Origin of the sequence: Rhizobium sp. ERR 942 (assembly GCF_007828395.1) — a bacterium.
Classification (GTDB): Bacteria; Pseudomonadota; Alphaproteobacteria; order Rhizobiales; family Rhizobiaceae; genus Rhizobium; species Rhizobium dioscoreae.
On record NZ_VIUA01000003.1, the window covers coordinates 721,358 to 746,649 of the forward strand.

25 protein-coding genes and 5 tRNA genes are annotated in these 25,292 nt (G+C 59.0%); 15 read left to right on the top strand and 15 right to left on the bottom strand.

Annotation, left to right across the window (positions count from 1 at the left end; genetic code table 11):
* The first annotated feature begins 67 nt into the window (after nucleotides 1–67).
* The 3 genes from FBZ97_RS16160 to recJ are packed head-to-tail and all read left to right on the top strand — an operon-like array spanning nucleotide 68 to nucleotide 4,525.
* Entirely contained in the window at nucleotides 68–1,288 is a 1,221-nt protein-coding gene (locus FBZ97_RS16160) for an LL-diaminopimelate aminotransferase (protein ID WP_145320196.1), read from the top strand.
* A gap of 57 nt (nucleotides 1,289–1,345) precedes the next feature.
* A complete protein-coding gene (locus FBZ97_RS16165; RefSeq protein WP_113333694.1) occupies nucleotides 1,346–2,665 on the top strand; it encodes a homoserine dehydrogenase in 1,320 nt (439 codons plus the stop codon).
* 57 nt (nucleotides 2,666–2,722) lie between these two features.
* Nucleotides 2,723–4,525, top strand: a complete 1,803-nt coding sequence (recJ, locus tag FBZ97_RS16170; protein WP_145320935.1) for a single-stranded-DNA-specific exonuclease RecJ — start codon at nucleotides 2,723–2,725, stop codon at nucleotides 4,523–4,525.
* A gap of 74 nt (nucleotides 4,526–4,599) precedes the next feature.
* Here recJ and FBZ97_RS16175 read toward each other — a convergent pair.
* The 5 genes from FBZ97_RS16175 to FBZ97_RS16195 all read right to left on the bottom strand — a co-directional run bounded on the left by FBZ97_RS16175 (nucleotide 4,600) and on the right by FBZ97_RS16195 (nucleotide 6,652).
* Nucleotides 4,600–4,674 (bottom strand) — tRNA-Glu (locus tag FBZ97_RS16175).
* 128 nt (nucleotides 4,675–4,802) lie between these two features.
* A tRNA-Glu gene (locus FBZ97_RS16180) sits at nucleotides 4,803–4,877 on the bottom strand.
* 84 nt (nucleotides 4,878–4,961) lie between these two features.
* Nucleotides 4,962–5,036: transfer RNA gene (locus FBZ97_RS16185), tRNA-Glu, on the bottom strand.
* A gap of 174 nt (nucleotides 5,037–5,210) precedes the next feature.
* On the bottom strand, nucleotides 5,211–5,873 hold the full coding sequence (locus tag FBZ97_RS16190) for a hypothetical protein (protein WP_246661775.1): 663 nt from the start codon (nucleotides 5,871–5,873) through the stop codon (nucleotides 5,211–5,213).
* A 338-nt stretch (nucleotides 5,874–6,211) separates the two neighbouring features.
* Nucleotides 6,212–6,652, bottom strand: coding sequence for a VOC family protein (locus tag FBZ97_RS16195; protein WP_069612062.1), 441 nt, complete (start codon nucleotides 6,650–6,652; stop codon nucleotides 6,212–6,214).
* A 198-nt stretch (nucleotides 6,653–6,850) separates the two neighbouring features.
* Between FBZ97_RS16195 and FBZ97_RS16200 the strand changes: the two genes are divergently transcribed.
* From FBZ97_RS16200 to FBZ97_RS16220, 5 genes are all read left to right on the top strand, one after another.
* Entirely contained in the window at nucleotides 6,851–7,429 is a 579-nt protein-coding gene (locus tag FBZ97_RS16200; protein ID WP_112721378.1) for a cold-shock protein, read from the top strand.
* A gap of 112 nt (nucleotides 7,430–7,541) precedes the next feature.
* Nucleotides 7,542–7,943 carry a DUF192 domain-containing protein gene (locus FBZ97_RS16205; protein WP_246661060.1) on the top strand — a complete coding sequence of 134 codons (402 nt, stop codon included), beginning with the start codon at nucleotides 7,542–7,544 and terminating at the stop codon, nucleotides 7,941–7,943.
* A gap of 148 nt (nucleotides 7,944–8,091) precedes the next feature.
* Nucleotides 8,092–8,168: transfer RNA gene (locus FBZ97_RS16210), tRNA-Pro, on the top strand.
* Nucleotides 8,169–8,347: 179 nt separating this feature from the next.
* Nucleotides 8,348–8,653: an ETC complex I subunit gene (locus tag FBZ97_RS16215; RefSeq protein WP_069612065.1), complete on the top strand. Its 306-nt coding sequence runs from the start codon at nucleotides 8,348–8,350 to the stop codon at nucleotides 8,651–8,653.
* Nucleotides 8,654–8,741: 88 nt separating this feature from the next.
* A tRNA-Arg gene (locus FBZ97_RS16220) sits at nucleotides 8,742–8,818 on the top strand.
* 80 nt (nucleotides 8,819–8,898) lie between these two features.
* Here FBZ97_RS16220 and FBZ97_RS34425 read toward each other — a convergent pair.
* From FBZ97_RS34425 to FBZ97_RS16240, 5 genes are all read right to left on the bottom strand, one after another.
* On the bottom strand, nucleotides 8,899–9,060 hold the full coding sequence (locus FBZ97_RS34425) for a hypothetical protein (RefSeq protein WP_173002538.1): 162 nt from the start codon (nucleotides 9,058–9,060) through the stop codon (nucleotides 8,899–8,901).
* A 241-nt stretch (nucleotides 9,061–9,301) separates the two neighbouring features.
* The gene (locus FBZ97_RS16225) at nucleotides 9,302–10,075 is read right to left on the bottom strand and encodes an amino acid ABC transporter ATP-binding protein (RefSeq protein WP_095434785.1); all 774 of its coding nucleotides are present in this window, start codon (nucleotides 10,073–10,075) and stop codon (nucleotides 9,302–9,304) included.
* Nucleotides 10,076–10,094: 19 nt separating this feature from the next.
* Complete coding sequence (locus FBZ97_RS16230) at nucleotides 10,095–11,249, bottom strand: amino acid ABC transporter permease (protein WP_113333698.1); 1,155 nt, start codon at nucleotides 11,247–11,249, stop codon at nucleotides 10,095–10,097.
* Nucleotide 11,250: 1 nt separating this feature from the next.
* A complete protein-coding gene (locus tag FBZ97_RS16235) occupies nucleotides 11,251–12,444 on the bottom strand; it encodes an amino acid ABC transporter permease (protein ID WP_069612068.1) in 1,194 nt (397 codons plus the stop codon).
* Between the two features lie 94 nt (nucleotides 12,445–12,538).
* Nucleotides 12,539–13,564, bottom strand: coding sequence for an amino acid ABC transporter substrate-binding protein (locus tag FBZ97_RS16240; RefSeq protein WP_113389589.1), 1,026 nt, complete (start codon nucleotides 13,562–13,564; stop codon nucleotides 12,539–12,541).
* Nucleotides 13,565–13,936: 372 nt separating this feature from the next.
* Here FBZ97_RS16240 and FBZ97_RS16245 point away from each other — a divergent pair, with 372 nt between their 5' ends.
* Nucleotides 13,937–15,127 carry a cystathionine beta-lyase gene (locus FBZ97_RS16245; RefSeq protein ID WP_145320192.1) on the top strand — a complete coding sequence of 397 codons (1,191 nt, stop codon included), beginning with the start codon at nucleotides 13,937–13,939 and terminating at the stop codon, nucleotides 15,125–15,127.
* Here FBZ97_RS16245 and FBZ97_RS16250 read toward each other — a convergent pair whose 3' ends face one another.
* Both FBZ97_RS16250 and FBZ97_RS16255 read right to left on the bottom strand, forming a co-directional pair.
* Complete coding sequence (locus tag FBZ97_RS16250; RefSeq protein ID WP_145320190.1) at nucleotides 15,128–16,291, bottom strand: FAD-dependent monooxygenase; 1,164 nt, start codon at nucleotides 16,289–16,291, stop codon at nucleotides 15,128–15,130.
* A 29-nt stretch (nucleotides 16,292–16,320) separates the two neighbouring features.
* Nucleotides 16,321–16,566, bottom strand: a complete 246-nt coding sequence (locus FBZ97_RS16255; RefSeq protein WP_047454665.1) for a zinc-finger domain-containing protein — start codon at nucleotides 16,564–16,566, stop codon at nucleotides 16,321–16,323.
* Between the two features lie 201 nt (nucleotides 16,567–16,767).
* Here FBZ97_RS16255 and FBZ97_RS16260 point away from each other — a divergent pair, with 201 nt between their 5' ends.
* Entirely contained in the window at nucleotides 16,768–17,553 is a 786-nt protein-coding gene (locus tag FBZ97_RS16260; protein ID WP_113352603.1) for an alpha/beta hydrolase, read from the top strand.
* A gap of 1 nt (nucleotide 17,554) precedes the next feature.
* On the opposite strand, the gene FBZ97_RS16265 is transcribed toward FBZ97_RS16260, so the two are convergent.
* Entirely contained in the window at nucleotides 17,555–18,355 is an 801-nt protein-coding gene (locus tag FBZ97_RS16265) for an enoyl-CoA hydratase-related protein (RefSeq protein ID WP_145320188.1), read from the bottom strand.
* 76 nt (nucleotides 18,356–18,431) lie between these two features.
* On the opposite strand from FBZ97_RS16265, the gene cysE reads away from it, so the two are divergent.
* The 5 genes from cysE to clpA all read left to right on the top strand — a co-directional run bounded on the left by cysE (nucleotide 18,432) and on the right by clpA (nucleotide 23,526).
* Complete coding sequence (cysE, locus tag FBZ97_RS16270) at nucleotides 18,432–19,295, top strand: serine O-acetyltransferase (RefSeq protein WP_113333704.1); 864 nt, start codon at nucleotides 18,432–18,434, stop codon at nucleotides 19,293–19,295.
* Nucleotides 19,296–19,419: 124 nt separating this feature from the next.
* On the top strand, nucleotides 19,420–19,623 hold the full coding sequence (locus FBZ97_RS16275; protein ID WP_015339784.1) for a DUF3126 family protein: 204 nt from the start codon (nucleotides 19,420–19,422) through the stop codon (nucleotides 19,621–19,623).
* A gap of 352 nt (nucleotides 19,624–19,975) precedes the next feature.
* A complete protein-coding gene (locus tag FBZ97_RS16280) occupies nucleotides 19,976–20,341 on the top strand; it encodes a phasin family protein (protein ID WP_145320186.1) in 366 nt (121 codons plus the stop codon).
* A gap of 286 nt (nucleotides 20,342–20,627) precedes the next feature.
* Nucleotides 20,628–20,981, top strand: a complete 354-nt coding sequence (gene clpS, locus FBZ97_RS16285) for an ATP-dependent Clp protease adapter ClpS (protein ID WP_069612294.1) — start codon at nucleotides 20,628–20,630, stop codon at nucleotides 20,979–20,981.
* A 10-nt stretch (nucleotides 20,982–20,991) separates the two neighbouring features.
* Nucleotides 20,992–23,526 carry an ATP-dependent Clp protease ATP-binding subunit ClpA gene (gene clpA, locus FBZ97_RS16290; RefSeq protein WP_145320184.1) on the top strand — a complete coding sequence of 845 codons (2,535 nt, stop codon included), beginning with the start codon at nucleotides 20,992–20,994 and terminating at the stop codon, nucleotides 23,524–23,526.
* 108 nt (nucleotides 23,527–23,634) lie between these two features.
* On the opposite strand, the gene FBZ97_RS16295 is transcribed toward clpA, so the two are convergent.
* Entirely contained in the window at nucleotides 23,635–24,063 is a 429-nt protein-coding gene (locus tag FBZ97_RS16295) for an HIT family protein (protein ID WP_113389594.1), read from the bottom strand.
* Nucleotides 24,064–24,104: 41 nt separating this feature from the next.
* Nucleotides 24,105–25,292, bottom strand: a complete 1,188-nt coding sequence (locus tag FBZ97_RS16300; protein WP_113333707.1) for a GNAT family N-acetyltransferase — start codon at nucleotides 25,290–25,292, stop codon at nucleotides 24,105–24,107.

A 25,292-nucleotide genomic window follows, 5' to 3' on the forward strand; every position in this document is an offset into this window, starting at 1 on the left:
CGCGGCTGGCCGGGAGATCAACGAACTTCAGTGCGGTTTTGAGGGCCGCTGTCCCATGGGGAAAGAAATGGAAGAGTTTCATAAAGTCCGGCGTTTGCCGCCCTACGTTTTCGAACAGGTCAATCGTTTGAAAGCGAGCGCGCGAGCGGGCGGGGCGGACATTATCGACCTCGGCATGGGCAATCCAGATCTTCCGACCCCAAAGGCGATCGTCGACAAGCTGTGCGAAGTGGTTCAGGATCCGCGCACGCATCGCTATTCCTCCTCCAAGGGCATTCCGGGCCTTCGCCGCGCGCAGGCCGCCTATTACGCCCGCCGTTTCGGTGTGAAGCTCAATCCCGATACGCAGGTGGTTGCCACCCTCGGTTCGAAGGAAGGCTTCGCCAATATGGCGCAGGCGATCACGGCGCCGGGCGATGTGATCCTCTGCCCGAACCCGACCTATCCGATCCACGCCTTTGGTTTCCTGATGGCAGGCGGCGTCATCCGTTCGATCCCGGTCGAGCCGGATGACAGCTTCTTCCCGCCGCTGGAACGGGCCGTGCGCCACTCGATCCCGAAGCCGCTCGCGCTCATCCTGAACTATCCGTCGAACCCGACGGCCTATGTCGCAACGCTGGATTTCTACAGGGAAGTCGTCGCCTTCGCGAAGAAACACGACATCATCGTGCTTTCGGATCTGGCCTATTCGGAAATCTACTTCGACGACGCGCCGCCGCCGTCGGTGCTGGAGGTTCCGGGCGCAATCGATGTGACGGTCGAATTCACTTCGATGTCGAAGACCTTCTCTATGCCCGGCTGGCGCATGGGCTTTGCCGTCGGCAACGAGCGGCTGATTGCAGCGCTGACGCGCGTGAAGTCCTACCTCGATTACGGCGCTTTCACCCCGATCCAGGTGGCGGCGACCCACGCCCTCAACGGTGACGGTTCCGACATCGCCGAAGTGCGCAACATCTACAAGCGCCGCCGCGACGTGCTGGTCGAGAGCTTCGGCAAGGCCGGATTCGACGTGCCGCCACCGGCAGCGACCATGTTCGCCTGGGCGAAGATCCCGGAAAAGTTCCGTCATCTCGGCTCGCTTGAGTTCTCCAAGCTTTTGGTTGAGAAGGCTGACATCGCCGTTGCTCCGGGCATCGGTTTCGGCGAACAGGGTGACGATTATGTCCGCATCGCGCTCGTTGAAAACGAACACCGCATCCGTCAGGCGGCGCGCAATCTGAAGCGCTTCCTCTCCACCGCGGATGAGACGATGCATAATGTCATTTCGCTGAACGCTCATCGTTCATAATATCGCGCGGCAGCCGTTCCCGCGGCTGCCGTCCCAAATACTGATCAGGAATTTTTCATGGCAGATGCCCTCAAAATCGGCATTGCGGGCTTGGGCACCGTTGGTGCCTCGCTCGTCCGCATCATCCAGAGCCGCGCTAACGAGCTTGCCGTTACCTGCGGTCGTCCCGTCAAGATCGTCGCCGTCACAGCGCGCGATCGCACGCGGGATCGCGGCATCGATCTGACGGGCATCGAATGGTTCGGCGGTCCTGTCGATCTGGCGCAGAAGGCCGATATCGACGTTTTCGTCGAGCTGATCGGCGGTTCCGAAGGCGCGGCCAACGCAGCGGTGCGCGCAGCGCTTGCCCGCGGCCTGCACGTCGTCACCGCCAACAAGGCGCTGCTCGCCTATCACGGTGTCGAGCTCGCACAAATCGCCGAAGAAAAGGGCGTCCTGCTCAACTTCGAAGCAGCCGTTGCCGGCGGCATTCCGGTCATCAAGGCCCTGCGCGAATCGCTGACGGGCAATACGATTTCTCGCGTCTATGGCATCATGAACGGCACCTGCAACTACATCCTGACCCGGATGGAGAAGGAAGGCCTGTCTTTCGCCGATTGCCTCAAGGAAGCGCAGCGTCTCGGCTATGCCGAGGCCGACCCGGCCTTCGATATTGAAGGCAATGACACCGCCCACAAGCTTGCCATCCTGACGACGCTCGCCTTCGGCAACCGCATCGCGGCCGACGACATCTACCTCGAAGGGATCACCAACGTCTCCATCGAGGATATACGCGCTGCTGCCGATCTCGGATACCGCATCAAGCTGCTCGGTGTCGCCCAGCGCACCGAAAGCGGCATTGAACAGCGAGTGCACCCAACCATGGTGCCGCTCGATTCGGTCATCGCCCAGGTCGATGGCGTCACCAATGCCGTGGCGATCGAATCCGATATTCTCGGCGAATTGCTGATGGTCGGCCCCGGAGCCGGCGGCAACGCAACGGCTTCCTCTGTGCTCGGAGATATCGCCGATATCGCCAAGAGCCGCCCGGGCGAGCAGCGCGTGCCGGTGCTCGGTCATCCGGCCAAGGCGCTGGAGCCCTACCGCAAAGCGCAGATGCAGAGCCACGAAGGTGGCTATTTCATCCGCCTCACGGTTCTCGACCGCACCGGCGTTTTTGCGAGTGTCGCGACCCGCATGGCGGAAAACCACATTTCGCTCGAATCGATCGTCCAGCGTTCCAAGCAGCATCTGGCACCCTCCGATCACCAGACGATCATCCTCGTCACCCATGCGACGACGGAAGATTCGGTGCGCAAGGCGGTTGCGGCAATCAAGAACGAAGGCTATCTCGTCGGCGAACCGCAGGTCATCCGCATCGAGCGGCCGAAGGAATAATCTGACCAGCTGCGGCGTGCCTCAAAGGGATGCCGCTCTTAAATTCCGGGAGAGATGGTGGAGCAACCGGTCGATCCAGTTCAGCGGGCCTTTCTGGGTGTCGAGCGCTCGGTATCCGGCAATCGCTGGGTATCCAGGCTCGATCAGGCCGGCCAGAACAGGGCGCTCGCCATTGCGCAGACCCATGGCCTGCCGGAGCTGATTGCCCGCGTGCTTGCCGGGCGCGGCGTCGGGCAGGACGAAGCCATGGCTTTCCTCGACCCGACGATCCGCGGCCTGATGCCAGACCCGCATCTGCTGACCGATTGCGAGAAGGCCGCACAGCGCCTCCTGCACGCCATCAGGAAGGGCGAGACAGTCGCGATCTTCGGCGACTACGATGTCGACGGCGCGGCCTCCTCGGCGCTGCTCTATCGCTTTCTCACCCATTTCGGCGTTCCGGCCAGCATCTATATTCCCGATCGCATCTTCGAAGGTTACGGCCCCAATCCCACAGCCATCAATCAGCTGATCGACAATGGCGCGACGCTGATCGTGACCGTCGATTGTGGTTCCACCAGCTTCGAATCGCTTGAAGCGGCGAGGGCGCGCAATATCGACGTCGTCGTCATCGATCACCACCAGGTGGCGCACGAGCTGCCGCATTGTCATGCCTTGGTCAATCCGAACCGTGAGGATGATCTTTCGGGGCAGGGCCATCTCTGTGCCGCTGGTGTGGTCTTCATGGTTCTGGTCGCGGCCTTGCGGCTGCTGCGCGAGGCCGGCGATTCCCGCGTGCGTTCGATCGACCTGCTTGCCTGGCTCGATATCGTCGCGCTCGCGACCGTTTGCGATGTCGTGCCGCTGAAGGGCCTCAACCGCGCCTATGTCGTCAAGGGGCTTATTGCCGCCCGCCACCAGGGCAATCTCGGGCTTGCTGCCCTCTTTCGCAAGGCCGGCCTTAACGGTCCTGTCACGCCCTATCATTTCGGCTTCCTGATCGGTCCGCGCATCAATGCCGGTGGCCGCATCGGCGATGCGGCCCTTGGCGCACGCCTGCTGACGCTGGACGACGGCGGCGAAGCGGAAACCATCGCCGCGAAGCTCGATGAGCTCAATCGCGAGCGGCAGGCCATGGAGGCCGCCATGCTGCAGGAGGCCGAGGCCGAGGCCCTGGCGGAGTACGGCAATGGCGACGGCGCCTCCGTCATCGTCACGGCGCGCGAGAACTGGCATCCGGGAATCGTCGGCCTCATTGCATCGCGTCTCAAGGACAAGTTCCGCCGACCAGCCTTCGCCATTGCCTTCGATCCGATGGGCAAGGGCACCGGCTCCGGCCGCTCGATCAACGGTTTCGACATGGGCCGCATGGTACGCGCGGCCGTCGATGCTGGCTTGCTCGTCAAGGGCGGCGGCCATGCCATGGCGGCCGGCCTGACGGTGGAGAGGAACAACCTCGGAAAGCTGCGGGCCTTCTTCACGGAGAAGGCGGAGAAGCAGGTAGCCGGGCTCGTTGCCAACGAAACCTTGAAGATCGACGGTGCGCTCGGCGCCAGCGGCGCGACCGTGGAGCTGATCGACAGGCTCGAGACGGCCGGTCCCTATGGTTCGGGCCATCCACAGCCCGTCTTCGCGCTTCCGAGCCACCGCCTGCGCGATTCCCGCCTTGTCGGCCAGTCGCATATCAAGATCACGCTCGAAGGGCAGGATGGCGGCCGGGTGGACGGCATTGCCTTCCGTGCGGCTGAGACGCCCTTGGGCGAGCTGCTGATGTCGTCGCGCGGGGCGCAGATCCATGTCGCCGGCACGCTCGGCGCCGATCACTGGCAGGGCAGCCGCCGCGTGCAGCTGCGGGTCACAGACGCGGCGAAAGCTCCGTAACGCAGATTACGCCCGACACGCGTCTGCATAACAGCGTTTAGCGAGCCAAAACATCAATTAAGGGGAAGGAGCAGTGGCACGCCCTAGGGGAGTCGAACCCCTCTTTACAGAATGAAAATCTGTCGTCCTAACCGATAGACGAAGGGCGCGTGCTGTGGCGCCCTTATAGTCAGCACCTTTCATTCCCGCAAGCGGAAAAACGAGAAAAATCGCAGAAAAATCGATGACTAAGCAAAGATTTTTCGAGGTGCTTGTGGAAAACTTCGGGACACGCTTTTGGTACGCCCTAGGGGAGTCGAACCCCTCTTTACAGAATGAGAATCTGTCGTCCTAACCGATAGACGAAGGGCGCATGCTGCACGGCCTAGATAGGAATAGCTTATTGCGTCCGCAAGCGGTAGCTTAAATGAATTGAAGACGGGGAGAAGAACAACAGTGGCACGCCCTAGGGGAGTCGAACCCCTCTTTACAGAATGAAAATCTGTCGTCCTAACCGATAGACGAAGGGCGCGTTCAGCTGTTGTGTGGCGCGCTTATAGCGGGGCGATTTCATTCCCGCAAGCGGCAATTTTGCTTTTTTGTGGAAAAAATGACAGATGGGTGAAGCCGCCGCCGGTGCTGAATAAGTGAGACTTAACAGGCTCTTGCTGGCGATATCGAAGATTCTCTGGAAACGCGGGCTTTTTTATTGCCCATTTGCACCCGGCACGGGCTGCACCAGCAGCTTGCCGTTCTGCGGCTGGTTCTTCGATGCGATGAACTGCGCCAGAGCGGCGGCCTGTCTGCCGTTCAATTCGTGGACATTCGGATTCGGCGTTGCCGCAACACCCGACGCGGTCACCTGGGCAATCGGCTGCGGCGAACCCGAAGCCGGCGAGGTTGCATTGCGAATGACGGGTGGTGGCAGCATGTCGGCCGATGTGCGGCCGTTCGGCACGGCGGCGGTGTCCATCGTCTGCGGCGCCGTCGTCTGCATAGTCGCTGGTGGCGCGCTGTAAACGCTGCGCATCATCGGCGTGATCGCCTGGCCGCCATCAGATTGGGTTTTGGCAAGCGTCCCGTCCGGATTGACGGCGATCGGCGGCGGAGCGGAGAAGATGCTGCTTCTGTTCGCATTGACGGCCGTCGGCTGTGTGACCAGGCCGCCGATGCCGGTCTGCCCGTCCGCATGCGGGGCTGCCGTAGGCGCAGGATAGAGTGCCTGGTTCTGCTGGGCGACGATCTGCTGACGTGTGCCATTGACGCTGTGGACCATCGGATCACGATAGGCGACATCGGCTTTGCGGCGCCGGGCATCGGCCTTGCTGTTCATATCGGCTGCCAGCTGTTCTGCCACGGTCAATGGCACGACAGGGGCAGCCTGCGAGGTCTCGATCGGCTTTTTGGCTGTGGTCGCGCAGCCCGCAATCATCACAAATGAGGCAAGAACGGCAATTGTGCTTGCTAGCTTTTTCCTGCCGTATAAAATCTCTTGATCGCACATAGGACGTTCCCTGCAAAAAAGGCTTGCATCGGAACGGCCTCCTGCGAGGGACGACGATACCGCGCGCCGACTGGGAACGATGACTGCGCGATATCCGATGCATGATGCTTCGAGTCGTCCAAGCATGCCGGAGGATGGGCATGGGCGGCAAGCGCGAAACGGATGGCTCCGCGCGTGCCGTAAGCCTCGCGAAAGCTTAGGCCTTACCAGGAGCCGGTGTTGGCCATGGAAGCCCAGGGCTCGGCCGAAGGAAGATTGGCGCCCTTCTGCAGGATTTCGATGGAGATGCCGTCCGGAGAACGCACGAAAGCCATGTGACCATCGCGGGGCGGGCGGTTGATCGTGATGCCGTTGTCCATCAGCTTTTGGCAGGTCGCATAGATATCGTCGACCTCATAGGCGAGGTGGCCGAAATTGCGTCCTCCGCTATATTCTTCCGGGTCCCAGTTGTAGGTCAGCTCCAGGCTGGGGGCACCGTTGCTGCGGGACGATTCGGCATCCTCGTCGGCCGCTAGGAAAACGAGCGTATAGCGGCCTTTTTCGTTTTCGTAGCGACGGGTTTCGGTAAGTCCGAATAGGGTGCTATAAAAATGCAACGAGGCGTCGAGATCGGTGACACGGACCATCGTATGGAGATAACGCATTCTATTTCCTCTCTTAATGTTGAGCTGGGCGGATCTTTGGTCGGGGCACCAGCTTCGCGCAAGTCATTGGAGCAATAATCTTAGGGTGGGAATAAACGAAAACTAGGACTTGCGCTTTTCCGTTACCAAGATGTTAATCTTGATATCAGGGAATCAGTTAACCGTAACAGTGTGACGCGTAATCGAGGGCTGGCTAGGATGGGTGACAGAATTTCATCGAAGGGAGTTGTCGACTTCGAGGAGATGTCGGGCGATACCGTCGAGCTCATCGAAATCTCAGGCGTCGTCAAGTGGTTCGATGTCGCCAAGGGCTTCGGTTTTATCGTGCCTGACAATGGCATGCAGGACGTATTGCTGCATGTGACGTGTCTGCGCCGTGACGGTTATCAGACGATTCTCGAAGGAACCCGCATCGTGGCGCTGATCCAGCGCCGCGAGCGCGGCTACCAGGCCTTCAAGATCCTCTCCATGGACCAATCGACCGCTGTGCATCCCTCGCAGATGCCGCCCGTGCGCACGCATGTGCAGGTGACTGCGACGAGCGGCCTGGAGCGCGCGCTGGTCAAGTGGTTCAACCGCACCAAGGGCTTCGGCTTCCTGACACGTGGAGAAGGCACCGAGGATATCTTCGTACATATGGAAACGCTGCGTCGATTCGGTCTCGCTGAGCTGCGGCCGGGGCAGGTGGTGCTCGTCCGCTTCGGGCCTGGCGAAAAGGGCCTGATGGCGGCAGAAATTCACCCGGATGCGCCAAGCCCAGCGACACGGCCGCACTGATATGAACAAAGCCGGATTTCTTGAAATTTTGAAAAGCGCCATTTTGGCGCTTTTTCTCGTTGGGGCCATCGCCCCATCGTCTTTCGCGGCACAGACCGCAGGGCAACAGTCGATGGCTTTCGATTCCGAACCGCTTTCGATCGCATCGTCCAAAGGCCAGACGCATAAATTCACCGTGGAACTGGCCCTGACGCCAGCGCAGCTCGAATTCGGCCTGATGTATCGCGACAAGATGCCCGCCGATCATGGCATGCTGTTTGACTTCGGCACGACACGGCCCGTCATGATGTGGATGAAGAACACCGAGCTGCCGCTCGACATGCTCTTTCTGGATCAGAAGGGTGTCGTTACCCATATTCAGGAAAACGCCGTGCCCTATTCCGAAGCGATCATCAGCTCCGGCGGGCCGGTTGCCTATGTCATCGAGTTGAACGCCGGTATTGTTCGCAAACTCGGCCTTGCCGTCGGCGATACGGTGACGAGCGCCACCATTTCGGCAAAGCTCGGCAAGTAAATTTTCATCGGGGAAGATGTGCTAAGCAGGATTTTATCTGTTGCAGCGGGCAGATGAACCGTGTATCTCCCCACTCGTTCCGCAGGACTAAGCGTTCGGCGGTACGCAAAATCAGCTCATGACCGCATTTTGGTCATGCTGACGGGTACGGAGTGTAGCGCAGTCTGGTAGCGCATCTGGTTTGGGACCAGAGGGTCGGGAGTTCGAATCTCTCCACTCCGACCATTTAAAATCCCCTCATTAATGTCGTTGAATTCGTCCTGGTAGCGGCTGCCTTTTTGCTTGAAAACAAAGGGATTCGCAGCTAAGCAAAAGTCGTGTTCGCGCGGCCCGCAGAGGATCGCGTCGCGGCAAGAGAAGCAAGTAAGCGGATCATTCCCGCTTGATTCGGAGGCGCTGCAGCAATGCCTGCCAAGATTTATCGTCCTGCAAAAACCGCCATGCAATCCGGCAAGGCCAAAACCAATATCTGGGTTCTGGAGTTCGATCAGGAAATGCCGCGCAAGATCGATCCGATCATGGGCTATACCTCGTCGGGCGATATGCGCCAGCAGCTCAAGCTGACCTTTGAGACGCAGGAACAGGCGGAAGATTACGCCAAGCGCAACGGCATCGACTACCGCGTCATCCCGCCGAAGGATCCCATCCGGCAGACGGTATCCTATTCCGACAACTTCCGCTTCAACCGCATCCAGCCCTGGACGCACTGAAACCAGGCACTTATTGAACGCCGGCCATTGAGTTTGGCGGCGGTTTCAGGCATGTGTTGCCCGCCGCGCAAAGCGCGGCAAGGCTCATGGCCCCTTAGCTCAGCTGGATAGAGCACTTGCCTTCTAAGCATGTGGTCGCAGGTTCGAATCCTGCAGGGGTCGCCATTTTCCCGAGAAGGAGAGATCTGATTTCGCGTGCGCGGCGCCGCTTTCCGTCATGCAGACTTCATTCTGGCTATCAGCATTCAGTTCGCCGCCATCGGCCAGCCGCCGGCAGCTTTTGGCCGCGTAGCGTCGACCGCCATCTGGATAAGGTCGTAGCCGTACATTGCTCCGGCCAACTTGATGACGATGATAGCGACACTCAGAAGAGCTAATCCGCCGATGATCCTGTCGCTTTTTTTCACGGCCCGCTTCCCCGACGTCTCGTGAATTCCGCATTATTCGCGGTGATAAAGAATATATCTCGTTTTTTGCGAAGCGCTATAGGGCTTGCTAACGCTGCCAAAATTGTCAGGCAGCAATCAGGAGGAGACGGCCTGCGAGATCCGCGTCCTGACGCCGATTACGACTGCTGAACCCGGCCGCACATAAAAAACCCGCCGGCAGCGATGCAGCGGCGGGTCTTGTTCATTCAATCGATCCGTATCAGTGCAGGATCTGGCTGAGGAACAGCTTCGTGCGCTCATGCTGCGGATTGTCGAAGAATTCCTTCGGCGAATTCTGTTCGACGATCTGGCCCTGGTCCATGAAGATCACGCGGTTGGCGACCTGACGGGCAAAGCCCATTTCGTGGGTCACGCACAGCATGGTCATGCCTTCTTCAGCAAGGCCCACCATGGTGTCGAGCACTTCCTTGATCATTTCCGGATCGAGCGCTGAGGTTGGCTCGTCGAACAGCATGATCTTCGGGTTCATGCAGAGCGAGCGGGCGATTGCCACACGCTGCTGCTGACCGCCGGAAAGCTGGCCGGGATATTTCTTGGCCTGTTCGGGGATCTTGACGCGCTTGAGGAAGTGCATGGCGATCTCTTCCGCCTGCTTCTTCGGCATCTTGCGCACCCAGATCGGCGCCAGCGTGCAGTTTTCCAGAATGGTCAGGTGCGGGAAGAGGTTGAAGTGCTGGAACACCATGCCGACTTCGCGGCGCACCTCGTCGATCTTCTTCAGATCGTTGGTGAGTTCGACCCCGTCGACGATGATCTGGCCCTTCTGGTGTTCTTCCAGGCGGTTGATGCAGCGGATCATCGTCGATTTGCCCGAGCCGGATGGGCCGGCAATGACGATGCGCTCGCCGCGCATGACCTTCAGGTTGATATCGCGCAGCACATGGAAATCGCCATACCACTTGTTCATATTGATCATGTCGACCGCGACCTCGGTCTCGGAGACGGTCATTTTCTTCGATTGGGCTTCAGCCATTTTGTAATTTCCCTCAATTTTATCGCTTGTGGCCGGTGTCGAGATGGCGTTCCACGAAACCTGAATAGCGCGACATGCCAAAGCAGAACAGCCAAAAAACGAATCCAGCGAATACAAGACCCGTTACGGGGGTCACCGCCGTCGCCCAAGAGGCATCCGAAAAGTTCTGACGAACGATACCGAGCAGGTCGAACATGCCGATGATCGCAACCAGCGACGTGTCCTTGAACATGCCGATATAGGTGTTGACGATGCCGGGAATGACCAGCTTGATTGCTTGCGGCAGGATGATCAGCCGCATCTTCTGCCAGTAGCCGAGGCCGAGCGAGTCGGCGCCCTCGAACTGGCCCTTCGGTATCGCCTGCAGACCGCCGCGGATGACTTCGGCCATATAGGCCGAGGTGAAGATCGCGACACCGACCACGGCACGCAGCAGCTTATCGACGGTCCAGCCCTGCGGCATGAACAGCGGCAGCATATAGCTCGCCATGAACAGCACGGTGATCAACGGTACGCCGCGGATGATTTCGATGAAAGTCACACACAGCATGCGAAGGATGGGCAGTTTCGACCGGCGTCCCAGCGCAAGCACGATGCCGAACGGGAATGAGACTGCGATGGCGACGAAAGCGATCACCAGCGTTACCAGCAGGCCTCCCCATCGTTCCGTTTCCACCGTCTCAAGGCCGAAGCCTCCGTGGAGCAGGAAGAACGAAACCACTGGCAGCACGAAGAATGCCAGGATTGCGTTCAATCCCTTCCGGGGAACCGACGGTATCAGCAACGGAACGAAGCTGGCGATCATCAGGATGCAGACGAGGATCGGCCGCCAGCGCTCGTCCGGCGGATAAAGGCCGAACATGAAGATGGCGAATTTTGCGCGGACAAAGGCCCAGCACGCGGCGTTCCAGCCATCCGGCTGCGTTCCGCCCTGAACAGTGGTAGCGCAGAAGGTGCGGTCGGTCCCGCTCCAGACCGCATTTAGGAATAGCCAATTGATCAGGTGCGGGATCACCCAGGCAAGGAAGGTGATGGCAAGCACGGTGAGGACAATGTCCTTGGGCGTGGCAAACAGGTTCTTTTTCAACCAGTGCCACGCGCCTCTTTCACTGGCGGGTGCCGGCTGCGCTGTGAGAAGCGCCTTACTGACGAAGTGTTGATCTACGCTGGACATTCTATCTCTCCACCAGAGCCATCTTGGCGTTGAACCAGTTCATGAACAGCGATGTCACGATGCTCAAGGCGAGATAGATGATCATCCAGATGATGACGACTTCGACGGCTCGGCCGGACTGATTGAGGATCACGCCGCCGACGGCGACGAGATCGGCATAGCCGATGGCGATGGCAAGCGACGAGTTCTTGATCAGATTGAGATACTGGCTCGTCAGCGGCGGAATGATGATGCGCATTGCCTGCGGTATGACGATCAGCCGGTTGATGGCCGACGCCCGAAGGCCAAGTGCGCCCGCTGCTTCCGATTGACCCTTTGGCACGCCACGAATACCGGCGCGTACGATCTCGGCAATGTAGGATGCGGTATAAAGGGATAGTGCAAGCAGAAGCGCAAGGAACTCCGGACTTATGACCGTGCCACCCGTCAGGTTGAATTTGCCGGCAATGGGATAGTCGAAGGAAAGCGGCATGCCCGTTACCAGGAAGACCAGCAACGGCAGGCCGATCAGGATGCCGATCGACACCCAGATCGTATGGAATTGCTGGCCGGTTGCCGCCTGACGCCTGTGCGCCCAGCGCGCCACGAAAAATACGACGGCTATGGCGATGAGAAAGGCGATGCCGACAGCCCACATGCCCGCGCCGAAGATCGGGCTCGGAAAGGCGAGGCCGCGATTGCTGAGATAGCTGAAGAAGGGCAGGTGCACGGCATCGCGCGCCTGCGGCAGCAGCACCAGAACGCCGCTATACCAGAAGAAGATGACGAGCAGAGGCGGGATGTTCCGGAAGATCTCGACATAGGCCTGGGAAAGTTTCGCAATCAGCCAATTATGCGAAAGCCTGCCGATGCCAATGAGGAAGCCGACGATGGTCGCCGCGACGATGCCGACCACCGAAATCAGGAGTGTGTTCAGTACGCCGACGAGAAGGGCAGTCGCATTGGTCGAATCGCTGGAGTAGGGAATCAGCGCTTGCCCCAGGTTAAAGCCAGCGCGTCCTTCGAGAAAGCCGAAACCGAATGAGCGGTTCAATGCGCGCAGATTGTCGATGGTGTTCGTGACGACAAACCAGCAAAGTCCCGCGAGAATGATGATCGTGAGCGCCTGATAGAAGGCGCCCCGAACTTTGGGGTCGTATAGCGCCGCCGATAGTGCCGAGCGCCCGCCTTCAGGCGAGTTTACAGTAATTGCCATAAAGAATTTTTCCCCAATGTGCCTGTTTCAGGCTTGTTTTCTTGAGGGGAGAGAGGCGAAGCCGCCTCTCTCTTAAAGCTAGGCTCTTTGCGGCTTAGCGCACCGGCGGTGCGTACTGAATGCCGCCCTTGCTCCACAGAGCGTTGAGACCACGAGCGATCTTCAGCGGGCTGCCTGCGCCGATGTTGCGGTCGAAGACTTCGCCGTAATTGCCGACGCCCTTGATGATGTTATAGGCCCAGTCGTTGGTCAGGCCGAGGTCGGTGCCGATCGTCGAGCCCTGTTCTACGCCGAGGAAGCGCTTGATGTCCGGATTGGCCGAGTTCTTCATCTCGTCGACGTTCTTCTGGGTGATACCGAATTCTTCGGCGTTCACTAGCGCATAGGCCGTCCAGCTGACGATGTTGAACCACTGATCGTCACCCTGGCGAACGGCCGGGCCGAGCGGCTCCTTGGAGATGATTTCGGGCAGAACGACGTTATCGTCCGGGTTCTTCAGCGTCAGGCGCAGAGCGTAGAGACCCGACTGGTCGGTGGTGTAGACATCGCAACGGCCGGAATCATAGGCCGTATTGACTTCTTCGAGCTTGTCGAAGACGACCGGGTTGTATTGCAGGTTGTTGGTCTTGAAGTAGTCGGCAAGGTTCAGCTCGGTCGTCGTGCCGGACTGAACGCAAACTGCCGCGCCGGAAAGTTCGAGTGCCGATTTTACGTTCAGCTCCTTGCGAACCATGAAGCCCTGGCCGTCATAATAGGTGACCGGACGGAATTTTAGGCCGAGCGCGGTGTCGCGGTTGATGGTCCAGGTGGTGTTACGGGAAAGTACGTCGATTTCGCCGGACTGCAGCGCGGTGAAGCGGTCCTTGGCGCTGAGAGGCGTGTACTTCACCTTGGTCGGATCGCCGAAGACAGCGGAAGCGACAGCCTTGCAGAAGTCGATGTCAAAACCGGCCCAGTTACCGGATGCGTCCGGCTGTGCAAAGCCGAGAAGGCCGGTATTCACGCCGCACTGGACGAAGCCCTTGGCCTTTACGTCGCTCAGCGTCGAAGCCGAAGCGCTGGACGCGGTGTAAGCCAAGGCTGCGACTCCGAGGAATGCGGAGAGAGCAATCTTTTTCATTTTCCCTACCTTTGTCTATTAGTTTTATAGTTAAACTGTATCGCGTCCGAAGCAGGTTCCTGGAGAACCGTGTTCCTTCCCTTTCTCGGTGCGAGTGGCGCTATCACAGTCGCAAATGGTGTAGCGGTCAAGAGATCGCCCCAATTATTGCGGTTTTATTCGGCATTTTTGCTTTTCGGGGACGAAAAATGGGCATTTGGCGCCAAAATGAGCGGCATTTTGCCAAAAATCTGCGCGAAAATGCGGTTTTGGTCGCCATTTTTGTTATTTTAGCCTTCTAATAATGTGTGGCGTTGGAATGATCGGGGTTGACCCCACCGGACTTGGTCGCCACAAATCCAGCTTCCAACAGCGCCAAAGGCATATCCTGACATGAAAGACAAAGACACAAACCTGCCGAACGCCGGCATCAACACGCGCTTGTCCCATATCGGCAATTCGCCGTTCGACTATCACGGCTTCGTCAATCCACCTGTCGTGCGTGCCTCGACGGTGCTGTTTCCCAATGCGCGCGTTATGGAGACGCATGACCAGAAATATACCTACGGCACGCGCGGCACGCCGACGACGGATGCGCTATGCGAAGCAATGAACGCGCTGGAAGGTTCGGCGGGAACAATCATCGTGCCGTCCGGGCTTGCTGCGGTCACCGTGCCGCTTCTTGCCTACCTCTCCGCCGGTGATCACGCACTGATTGTTGATTCGGTCTACGGTCCCACGCGCTTCTTCTGCGATACCATGCTGAAGCGCCTCGGCGTCGAGGTCGATTATTACGATCCGTCGATTGGCGCCGATATCGAGCGGTTGATGAAGCCGAACACCAAGCTGGTCCATACGGAATCGCCGGGTTCCAACACCTTTGAAGTGCAGGATATCCCCGCAATTTCGGCGGCGGCTCATCGTCACGGCTGCGTCGTGACCATGGACAATACCTGGGCAACGCCGCTCTATTTCAAGCCGCTCGACCATGGCGTTGACGTTTCCATCCATGCCGTGACGAAATACCCCGCCGGCCATTCCGACATTTTGATGGGCACGGTATCCGCCAACGAGACGCATTGGAAGCGGTTGCTGGACGCTCACGGTCAGCTCGGCCTTTGTGGGGCGCCCGACGACGCCTATCAGGTGCTGCGCGGCCTGCGTACCATGGGCGTACGCCTGGATCGCCATCAGGAAAGCGCGCTCGCGATGGCCCGATGGCTCGAAGGCAGAGAGGAGGTCGCGCGCGTCTTGCATCCGGCCTTGCCGAGCTTCCCCAGCCACGAACTCTGGAAGCGCGACTTCAAGGGTGCGAGCGGGATTTTCTCCTTCGTTCTGGCCGTCGACGATCCCCAGAAATTCAAGGCGAAGGCGCATGCCTTCCTCGATGCCTTGCGGATTTTCGCTCTGGGCTATTCCTGGGGCGGTTTCGAAAGTCTGGCCCTGCACGTCAACCTCAACGATCGGCGCGTCACCAAGGTTCCGACGGAAGGGCCGGTCATCCGCCTGCAGGTTGGTCTCGAAGACGTGCCGGATCTCAAGGCGGATATCGAAAAGGGCTTTGCCGCCGCCAAAGAGATTTGATCAACCGATGGCGCGGTAGCCATAAATCCAGTCCATGTCCGCCGCGAGGCTTTGCGGCGGACGGAGGGAGAGAACGAGATCGCGCGCGATCCGGATGGGGCCGCGGGCATGATAGGCGAACTGATTGAAGGCGGCGCGTTGCCTCAGGCGCGCAATTCGTGGCGCCCGATGCTTTTCATAGAGTTCGAAGGCTTCCGCTGGCGAGCGCGCAGAAAGCAGCCCGCCAAGCTCGAAGGCATCCTCGATCGCCATGGCTGCGCCTTGCGCCGCAAACGGCATCATCGCATGCGCAGCGTCTCCGATCAGGATCGTATCGCGGCCATTATGCCACCGACCGTCCTTCATCTCGTAGAGCGGCCAGAAGCTTGTCTGCTCCTGTGCCTCCAGCATTTGCAGGATCGCGCCGTTCCAGCCGGAAAAGCCGCGCAGCATCTGCTCGCGTTGCGCCTTGCTGCCGGTCGCACCCCAATCGCGGCTGGTGCTACTGCCGGAGACGATGGCGACGATATTGAATGCGGCATTTTCCAGGATGGGATAGCAGACGAGGTGGCTGGAAGGACCGAGGAATGCCGTGACGTTCGCCTTGTCCAGCAGGGCCGGAGCCGCCGCCTGCGGAATGGAGAAGCGCCAGGCAATATTCCCGGAGAAGAGCGGCGAGGGCGTACTGGGCACCATCGCATGCACTTTCGACCACACGCCGTCTGCGCCGATGACGAGATCGAATCCCTTTCCGGCGCGCTCTTCCAGTGTCTGCTTATCCTTGATATCGATGTGCCGGCCGAGGTGCAGCCGGCATAAGTCATTGGCCTTCACCGCATTGAGGAGCGCCTTTTGCAGGGTCGCGCGATGCGCGGCGCCATAGGGAGCACCCCATCGCTCTCGGGCAAATTTCCCACAGGGAATGGAGGCGACCGGCCGCAGCGACGAGCCGGATACGAGCCGGACTTCCTCGGGCTCCAGCCAAACCGGTCTGAGCGCGTCGAGCACCCCGAGCGTATCGAGGATGCGGGAGGCGTTCGGCGAAATCTGCAGGCCCGCACCGACTTCGGTCAGCACCTCTGCCTGTTCGAAGATGTCGGAGGCAATCCCGTGTCTCGCCAGCGCCAGCGCCGCTGTCAATCCAGCTATTCCGGCGCCGATGATTGCGGCTGCTTTGATCGGCATTTTCTTATGTCCGATCGGACGCTATGGCGTCAGGCGGCCTTGAAATGGAAGACGCAGCCGGCCGGATTCGTCTGATCCGCCTTCAGCGACGGATTGTAGCGATAGAGCGTTGAGCAGTAGGAGCAAACCTTTTCGCTCTCATCGCCGAGGTCGATGAAGATGTGCGGATGATCATAGGGAACCGAAGCGCCAGTGCACATGAATTCCTTCACGCCGATTTCGATGACGCGATGTCCGCCGTCGTTCTGGAAATGGGGAATATTGTGGCCGGCCATGATAATCTCCGAATGCGTCTTGCCTTAAGCGGCATGATGGTTGCGCCAGACTTGGTCGCCCCTCTTTATAATCCTTCTTCCCGATTGTGTAGTGCGAAAGTCCGGCTTGAGGCAGAGATTTTCGCAGGCATAGGGTTCATTTGATATCGCCGATAAAATATGGTCCGGCGCCAACAGGACCCAGTTTGTGAAGACAACGCCATGAATCTCAATGCTCCCCCGATGTCCTATTTTATCAGAGACGGATTGAAGCTTGCCTTTTTCGATGACGGCGATCCGAGCGGCCCGCCGGTGCTGCTGATTCATGGCTTCGCTTCAACGGCGATTGCCAACTGGGTCAATCCGGGCTGGCTGAAGACGCTCGGCGAGGCAGGCTATCGCGTGATCGCCATCGACAACCGTGGCCACGGCTCGAGCGACAAGCTCTATGATGCCGATGTCTACCATCCGTGGATCATGGCAGAGGATGCCGTCGCCCTTCTCGATCATCTGGGCATCCCCGAGGCGCATGTCATGGGCTATTCCATGGGTGCGCGTGTTTCGACCTTTATGGCGATCGCTCATCCGGATCGTGTCCGCTCGCTGGTTCTCGGCGGTCTCGGCATCGGCATGGTCGAGGGCGTCGGCGATTGGGATCCAATTGCGGACGCACTGGTGGCACCATCGCTCGATGATGTCACCCATGCACGCGGGCGCATGTTCCGCGCGTTTGCCGAACAGACGAAAAGCGATCGGCAGGCGCTGGCCGCCTGCATCCAAGGCTCACGCGATCTGGCGTCGAGGGAGGATGTTGCAAGGATCGAGGCGCCGACCCTGATCGCCGTCGGCACCAAGGACGATATCGCCGGCTCGGGCCAGGAGCTGGCCGCATTGATGCCGAACGCCGAGGCCATCGACATACCGAACCGCGATCACATGCTCGCCGTCGGCGACAAGATCTTCAAAGCGGCGGTTCTCGAATTCTATCAGCGCCTCGGCCAGCGCTAAGTCACTTGCCGGTGAAGTGTGGTTTCCGTCGCTCTGCAAAGGCAGCGCGGCCCTCGGCATAATCGGCGCTGTCGAATGTCTCGGCGCCGATCACTTCCGCTTCGCGCAGCAGGTCGCCGTTCTGCTCGATGGCGGCGCGGATCGCAAGTTTCGAGGCATGCAGCGCGATCGGCGCATTGGCGGCGATGGCATGGGCGAGGGCGGAGACTTCGCCATCGAATGCCTCTGCGTCGATTTCCTCCAGAAGAAAGCCGGCGGCGACCATCTTCTCGCCAGACATGGGCGCGCCGGTAAACAGTGTGACCTTGGCCATCTGGGCTCCGAGCGCGTTGACGATGTCCTGCACGGCGTCGGCGGGATAGGCGATGCCGAGGCGGACGGCGGGGACGCAGAATCGCGCGCCTCGTTCGGCTATGCGAAGATCGCAGGCCGCTGCCAAGCCGAAGCCGCCGCCATAGCAGATGCCGCGGATTGCGGCGATCGTCGGCACGCGGCAGTGACGGATAGCCTCGAAAGCCTGGCTGTTCAGCGCCTCATAGGCGACCGCGGTCTCGGAATTCTTGCGCACGCTGTCGAATTCGCTGATATCGGCGCCGGCTGAAAAATCCGCGCCCGCGCCGTGCAGAACGATAACATGCGCATGGGCTTCATCGGTCAGGATACGCACGGCTTGCGGGATGGCACGCCACATGGCAGCCGTCACGGCATTCTTTCTGCCAGGATTGCCGATGGAAATCGTACCGATCGCGTCGCTGCATGTCGCGCGAATGAGACCGCCGGCAAAGTCATGCTCGAAATTCATGCGCGATCAACCCATTTGTCTTGTCTGGCTTTTATTCTATATAATGCATCCCTGACAGAAAATCGGGAGACCGCCAATGGTCGCAGCAACGGATATTCGCCAGGTTGAAGGCTTGGGCGCGGTGAAGGTCATGGACCCGATCTGGGACAGCATGCGCGAGGAAGCACGCGCCGCTGCCGAAAAGGACCCTCTCCTTGCCGCTTTCCTCTATTCGACGATCATCAACCATCGTTCGCTGGAAGAATGCGTCATCTATCGCATCTGCGAGCGCCTCGACCATCCGGACATGCAGGCTATTCTCCTGAGGCAGACCTTTGAGGAAATGCTCGCCGACTGGCCGGAATGGGGATCGATTCTGCGTGTCGATATCCAGGCAGTCTATGATCGCGATCCCGCTTGCCTGCGGTTCCTGGAGCCTGTCCTCTATTTCAAGGGTTTCCATGCGTTACAGACACATCGTTTGGCGCACTGGCTGCATAATCGCGGTCGCCGCGATTTCGCGCTCTATCTGCAGAGCCGCTCCTCCAGCGTCTTCCAGACCGATATCAACCCGGCGGCGCGCATCGGCAAGGGCATATTCCTCGATCACGCAACCGGCCTCGTCGTGGGCGAGACGGCCGTCATCGGCGACAACGTCTCAATCCTGCATGGGGTAACGCTCGGCGGTACCGGCAAGGAAGGCAGCGACCGCCATCCGAAGATCGCCCACGGCGTTCTGATCGGTGCGGGGGCCAAGATCCTCGGTAATATCCAGGTCGGCCATTGCTCGCGCATTGCCGCTGGCTCCGTGGTGCTGAAGGAGGTGCCCGCCAAGACGACCGTTGCCGGCGTTCCGGCCAAGGTGGTCGGAGAAGCAGGGTGCTCCGAGCCCTCTCGCTCGATGGATCAGCTGCTCGCCGAGCAATTGATCGTTGACCAGATCATGGGTGCAGGAATCTAGGAAATTCCAGTCCGATTTTCCGAGGCTTGCGCTGTCGCCGGATAGCTATGCGCGGTTCCGGTCTTTACACCGCCGCTTTTCCTATGCAAGAAGCGGCCAACAGAGATCCTCACGGAGAAGCATTGTGAAGCCCGAAGAAATCAAGAAGCTCGACGCCTATTTCAAGCGCACGTTCAACCCGCAGGTCGTGGTGAAGGCCCGCCCGCGCAAGAACGATTCTGCGGAAGTCTACCTCGGCGAAGAGTTTCTGGGTGTCGTCTATATCGACGACGAAGATGGCGACCGCTCCTATAATTTCTCGATGGCTATTCTGGACGTCGATCTCTGATTATATCGATCTCGTATAGTGATCGAATATTTGGGCCGTATTTCATTGAAATGCGGCCTTTTTCTTTGACGTTTGTCAATTTGATCATTCCGCTGCCGTTCTGATCTCTTTCGGCTTCTTTCTGTCCAAATGCCAATATTTTAATCAAAGCCTGTGGTTGCAGGGGGGATGATATATATTAGGAAAAACAGAATGATGCGACGCACTCATCACTATCGACACCGCGCCGTCATCCAAAATGCAACCGAAAGGTGATATTGCGGCGCACAAGACTACTTGACTAATTGTGCGCCGCATTTAACCTTTATCTCTGTAAACCGGCCGCCGGCCGGCCAACAAGGGACGGAGAAGCATGTTCAATTTCGATGAAGCGAACAAGAAGGGCAAGGAAGCCATGGACACGGCGCTGAAGAGCTATTCCGATGTCACCAAGGGCTTTCAGGCGATTGCTGCCGAAGCCGCTGAATACTCCAAGAAGTCTTTCCAGGATGGTGTTGCACACTTCGAAACGCTCGCCGGCGTCAAGAGCTTCGAAGCTGCCTTCGAACTGCAGAGCAGCTATGTGAAGTCTTCCTATGAAAACTTCATTGCCGAAGCCACTAAGCTCGGCGAAATGTATGCCGATCTCGCCAAGGCGGCCTACAAGCCTTACGAAGCGCCCGTCGCGGCTGCAACGAAGGCTGCCAGTAAGGCAGCGGCAACGGCGACCGCCGCTTAAACTTTCGCCGAAAGGCAAAATTTCCGGAAGGACCGGCTGCGCGACGCGCGGCCGGTCTTTTGCGTTTTGGCGCACCGGACCCGACATGGCGATATGCAGCGACTTTTTTGACCGCAGCCCCCTTTGTCAGCGAATTGTGATTGCAGTGTCCCGCAAGGGGCTTAAAATCACGCCAATATGAACTAAGTTAGAGGTTCGGATATCCGGCCCGACCAAGTGAAGAATCCAACCCAGTGCCAAGTCGGAATGCGATAGCTTCTGCCGGATGATTTGAGGAATGAATGAAATGATCGCTGAGCCGATCCGGATGCAAAACAATAGCGAAAGGAACGGGGACAACGGAAATCGCGGGACCTCGGTGATTACGCGCACCAAGCCCAAAACCAAGAAACCCAATCTATACCGCGTGCTGCTTCTGAATGATGACTATACGCCCATGGACTTTGTGATCCATATCCTGGAGCGTTTCTTTCAAAAGGATCTCGAAAGTGCCACCCGCATCATGCTTCATGTCCACAACCACGGCGTGGGCGAGTGCGGGATATATACATATGAAGTAGCCGAAACGAAGGTGAGCCAGGTGATGGACTTTGCCCGGCAGCACCAGCATCCGCTGCAATGTGTTATGGAAAAGAAGTGAGGATCTGAACGTGCCAACATTTTCGCCTAGTCTTGAGAAGGCGCTGCATCAGGCACTGACCTACGCGAACGAGCGGCATCACGAGTATGCCACGCTGGAACATCTGCTTTTGGCGCTGGTAGACGACGCCGATGCCGCAGCTGTCATGGGCGCGTGCAATGTTGATCTCGACGCGCTCCGTAAGACTCTGACTGAATACGTCGATAATGAACTCTCCAACCTGGTCACGGGCTATGATGAGGACTCGAAGCCGACTTCCGGCTTCCAGCGTGTCATCCAGCGCGCCGTGATCCATGTGCAATCTTCCGGCCGCGAGGAAGTGACGGGCGCCAACGTTCTCGTCGCGATTTTCGCGGAGCGGGAAAGCCATGCTGCCTTCTTCCTGCAGGAGCAGGAAATGACCCGCTATGACGCGGTCAACTATATCTCTCACGGCATCGGCAAGCGCCCGGGTTCCTCCCAGACCCGCACGCCGCGCGGCGCCGAGGAAAGCGAATCCGAAAGCAAGCCGACCTCCCGCGGCGAGCAGGAGGAGGGTAATGGCAAGAAGCAGCAGGACGCCCTGAAGGCCTATTGCGTCAACCTCAATGAGAAGGCCAAGAACGGCAAGATCGATCCGTTGATCGGTCGTAACTCCGAGGTCAATCGCACCATCCAGGTGCTGTGCCGCCGCTCGAAGAACAATCCGCTCTATGTCGGCGACCCTGGCGTGGGCAAGACGGCGATTGCCGAAGGTCTTGCCAAGCGCATCGTCGAGGGCAAGGTTCCCGAAGCGCTGGCCGATGCGACGATCTTTTCGCTCGATATGGGCACGCTGCTTGCCGGCACCCGTTATCGCGGCGACTTCGAGGAACGCCTGAAGCAGGTCGTCAAGGAGCTCGAGGAGTATCCGGGCGCCGTGCTGTTCATCGACGAGATCCACACCGTCATCGGTGCGGGCGCCACCTCCGGCGGCGCGATGGATGCGTCGAACCTGCTGAAGCCGGCCCTTTCCTCGGGTGCGATCCGTTGCATCGGTTCGACCACCTACAAGGAATACCGCCAGTTCTTCGAGAAGGACCGGGCGCTCGTCCGCCGCTTCCAGAAGATCGACGTCAACGAGCCGAGCATTGAGGATGCCATCGAAATCATGAAGGGCCTGAAGCCCTATTTCGAAGAGTATCACCACCTGCGCTACTCGAACGACGCCATCAAGACGGCTGTCGAGCTGTCGGCTCGCTATATCTCCGACCGCAAGCTGCCGGATAAGGCGATCGACGTGATCGACGAGACGGGTGCCGCCCAGATGCTGCTGCCGCCGTCCAAGCGCCGCAAGCTGATCACCGAAAAGGAGATCGAAGCGACGATTGCGACCATGGCCCGCATTCCGCCGAAGACGGTGTCCAAGGATGACGAGATGGTTCTCGCCAACCTCGAGCAGGAACTGCGTTCTGTGGTCTACGGCCAGGATACGGCTATCGAAGCGCTTTCGACCTCGATCAAGTTGGCACGTGCGGGCCTGCGCGAACCGAACAAGCCGATCGGCTGCTATGTCTTCTCCGGCCCGACCGGTGTCGGTAAGACCGAAGTCGCCAAGCAGCTTGCTTCGTCGCTCGGCGTTGAGCTGCTGCGCTTCGACATGTCGGAATACATGGAGCGTCATACGGTTTCCCGTCTGCTCGGTGCACCTCCCGGCTATGTCGGCTTCGACCAGGGTGGCCTGCTGACCGACGGCGTCGATCAGCATCCGCACAGCGTGGTTCTGCTCGACGAAATCGAGAAGGCGCATCCGGATATCTTCAATATCCTGCTGCAGGTCATGGACCATGGGGCGCTGACCGACCATAACGGCAAGAAGATCGACTTCCGCAACGTCATCCTGATCATGACGACCAATGCGGGCGCTTCGGAAATGGCCAAGGCCGCCATCGGCTTCGGCTCGTCCAAGCGTACGGGCGAGGACGAAGAGGCGTTGAACCGCCTGTTCACGCCGGAATTCCGCAACCGTCTGGATGCGGTCATTCCCTTCGCGCCGTTGCCGACGACCGTTATCCACAAGGTCGTTCAGAAGTTTATCATGCAGCTGGAAGCGCAGCTTTCCGAACGGAACGTGACCTTCGATCTGCACGAGGACGCCATCGCCTGGCTGTCCGAGAAGGGTTACGACGACAAGATGGGCGCCCGTCCGCTGGCGCGCGTCATCCAGGAAAACATCAAGAAGCCGCTGGCGAACGAAATCCTCTTCGGCAAGCTGAAGAAGGGCGGCGTCGTCAACGTCACAGTCGGCAAGAAGGAGGACGGCTCGACCGGCATCTTGCTCGAGGCGATCGCCGACACCGCTCCGATCCGGCCGAAGCCGGAAGCCGAAGTGGGTGATGTGCCGGCCGAGGTGGAAGAGGATGACGGCGACGTCACCGTCAAGGCCAGAAGCCGCGTCGGCAGGGCTGCGACGGCAGCCGACAGCGGCCGCTCCGCCAAGGCCTCGACTTCGAGCGAAAGCGGCGAGTCTGACGGCAAGTCACCGCGCAAGGGCGGAGGCACGGTTCCGAAGGTTCCGCGCAAGTAATCACCGATCGGTGATTTGAGGAAAAATGAAACGGCTGCATTGGAGACAATGCAGCCGTTTTTATATGGTTATAAGGAATACCTCATAAATGAGATGAGGTTGCCGGGATCAAGCCAAGGCTTCGATGATCTTTCTAGCGTTTTCCGCCAATACAGCGCCATCTTCCATCTTGCCCGAATGCGGCTTCAGCGCGACGCCCTCGATGCGGGGGATAACGTGGAAATGTAGATGGAAGACGGTTTGTCCCGCAGGCGGCTCGTTAAACTGCGCGATATAGACGCCGTCGGCATCAAAGGCTTCCCGAACGGCGACAGCGATCTTCTGCACCACAGTGATTGCCTGCTGCAATGCAGCCGGGTCGGCATCAAAAATATTGCGCGAGGGTGCCTTCGGCACGACAAGCGTATGGCCAGGCGACTGCGGCATCACATCCATGAAGGCGACCGTGTGCTCATCCTCGTAGACGCGATAGGAAGGAATATCGCCCTTCAGGATCTTTGCGAAGATATTGTTGTCGTCATAGGCGGGGATGGTCATCCGGTATCTCCTCGTCTTGCGTTTATGGTTATCCCATACGGCTAGATATCTTGCCGTTCGCCTTTGCGGAAGGGGCTGTGCTCGGTGAGAATTTCGCTCATCTCCTCTATCTGTTCCCGCTCATGCTTCAGATAGTCCGCAACGGCGCGCCGCAGGCCCTGATGGCCAATGTAATGCGCCGAATGCGTGATCACTGGAAGATAGCCGCGTGCCAGCTTGTGTTCACCCTGCGCCCCGGCTTCCACCCGCTTCAGCCCCTTGCTCAGCGCAAAATCGATTGCCTGGTGATAACAGACCTCGAAATGCAGGAAGGGGTGATCCTCGATGCAGCCCCAATGGCGGCCGTAAAGCGTTTCACCGCCAATGAAGTTGATAGCGCCGGCGATATAACGTCCTTCGCGCTTCGCCATGACGAGCAGAATGTCGTCGGGCATGCGCTCGCCGATCAGCGAATAGAATTTTCGGGTGAGATAGGGGCGGCCCCATTTGCGGCTGCCGGTATCCATGTAGAAGGCAAAGAACTGGTCCCATATGCCTTCCGTCAGGTCGCTGCCGGTCAGCCAGTCGATGGTGATACCACGCTCGACCGCCGCGCGCCGTTCCTTCTTAAGCGCCTTGCGTTTACGCGATGCCAGCGTCTCCAGAAAGGCGTCGTGATCGGCATAGCCCTCGTTGATAAAGTGAAATTGCTGATCAGTACGATGCAGATAGCCGTCGCCTTCGAAAACCGAGGCTTCCTCCTCAGGCAGAAAGGTGATGTGCGCTGAGGAAACGCCGAGCTGCCGCGTGACTTCCTTCAGGCTTTCGGCGAGCGCTGGCTGCAGCACGCTCCTATCCTGCCCTTCGGCCACCAGCAGCCGCGGCCCGGTGGCGGGCGTGAAGGGAATGGAGCATTGCAGTTTCGGATAATAGCGTCCGCCGGCACGCTCGAAGGCATCGGCCCAGCCATGGTCGAAGACATATTCGCCCTGGCTATGGCTCTTGAGGTAGCCGGCGACGGCACCAAGCAATTCGCCGCTTTCGGTTTCCAGCAGCAGGTGATTGCCGAGCCAGCCGGTCTTGTCGGTGGCGGAACCGGACTCCTCAAGCGATGAGAGGAAGGCGTGCGAGACAAAGGGATTGTAGGGCAGGACGCTGCCGGTTCTGGACGCTCCGGCCAGCTTCGACCAGCTCTCCGGGGCGATATTCTTGAAGGATCGTTCGACTCGAATGGATAATTCGTCTGTCAT

Excerpts from the sequence above, each read along its gene's own strand:
- FBZ97_RS16160 (WP_145320196.1), top strand. The coding sequence starts at position 68 with ATGGAAGAGTTTCATAAAGTCCGGCGTTTGCCGCCCTACGTTTTCGAA.
- FBZ97_RS16165 (WP_113333694.1), top strand. The coding sequence starts at position 1,346 with ATGGCAGATGCCCTCAAAATCGGCATTGCGGGCTTGGGCACCGTTGGT.
- FBZ97_RS16195 (WP_069612062.1), bottom strand. The coding sequence starts at position 6,652 with ATGCGTTATCTCCATACGATGGTCCGTGTCACCGATCTCGACGCCTCG.
- FBZ97_RS16200 (WP_112721378.1), top strand. The coding sequence starts at position 6,851 with ATGGGTGACAGAATTTCATCGAAGGGAGTTGTCGACTTCGAGGAGATG.
- FBZ97_RS16205 (WP_246661060.1), top strand. The coding sequence starts at position 7,542 with ATGGCTTTCGATTCCGAACCGCTTTCGATCGCATCGTCCAAAGGCCAG.
- FBZ97_RS16215 (WP_069612065.1), top strand. The coding sequence starts at position 8,348 with ATGCCTGCCAAGATTTATCGTCCTGCAAAAACCGCCATGCAATCCGGC.
- FBZ97_RS16225 (WP_095434785.1), bottom strand. The coding sequence starts at position 10,075 with ATGGCTGAAGCCCAATCGAAGAAAATGACCGTCTCCGAGACCGAGGTC.
- FBZ97_RS16230 (WP_113333698.1), bottom strand. The coding sequence starts at position 11,249 with ATGTCCAGCGTAGATCAACACTTCGTCAGTAAGGCGCTTCTCACAGCG.
- FBZ97_RS16235 (WP_069612068.1), bottom strand. The coding sequence starts at position 12,444 with ATGGCAATTACTGTAAACTCGCCTGAAGGCGGGCGCTCGGCACTATCG.
- FBZ97_RS16240 (WP_113389589.1), bottom strand. The coding sequence starts at position 13,564 with ATGAAAAAGATTGCTCTCTCCGCATTCCTCGGAGTCGCAGCCTTGGCT.
- FBZ97_RS16245 (WP_145320192.1), top strand. The coding sequence starts at position 13,937 with ATGAAAGACAAAGACACAAACCTGCCGAACGCCGGCATCAACACGCGC.
- FBZ97_RS16250 (WP_145320190.1), bottom strand. The coding sequence starts at position 16,291 with ATGCCGATCAAAGCAGCCGCAATCATCGGCGCCGGAATAGCTGGATTG.
- FBZ97_RS16255 (WP_047454665.1), bottom strand. The coding sequence starts at position 16,566 with ATGGCCGGCCACAATATTCCCCATTTCCAGAACGACGGCGGACATCGC.
- FBZ97_RS16260 (WP_113352603.1), top strand. The coding sequence starts at position 16,768 with ATGAATCTCAATGCTCCCCCGATGTCCTATTTTATCAGAGACGGATTG.
- FBZ97_RS16265 (WP_145320188.1), bottom strand. The coding sequence starts at position 18,355 with ATGAATTTCGAGCATGACTTTGCCGGCGGTCTCATTCGCGCGACATGC.
- cysE (WP_113333704.1), top strand. The coding sequence starts at position 18,432 with ATGGTCGCAGCAACGGATATTCGCCAGGTTGAAGGCTTGGGCGCGGTG.
- FBZ97_RS16280 (WP_145320186.1), top strand. The coding sequence starts at position 19,976 with ATGTTCAATTTCGATGAAGCGAACAAGAAGGGCAAGGAAGCCATGGAC.
- clpS (WP_069612294.1), top strand. The coding sequence starts at position 20,628 with ATGATCGCTGAGCCGATCCGGATGCAAAACAATAGCGAAAGGAACGGG.
- FBZ97_RS16295 (WP_113389594.1), bottom strand. The coding sequence starts at position 24,063 with ATGACCATCCCCGCCTATGACGACAACAATATCTTCGCAAAGATCCTG.
- FBZ97_RS16300 (WP_113333707.1), bottom strand. The coding sequence starts at position 25,292 with ATGACAGACGAATTATCCATTCGAGTCGAACGATCCTTCAAGAATATC.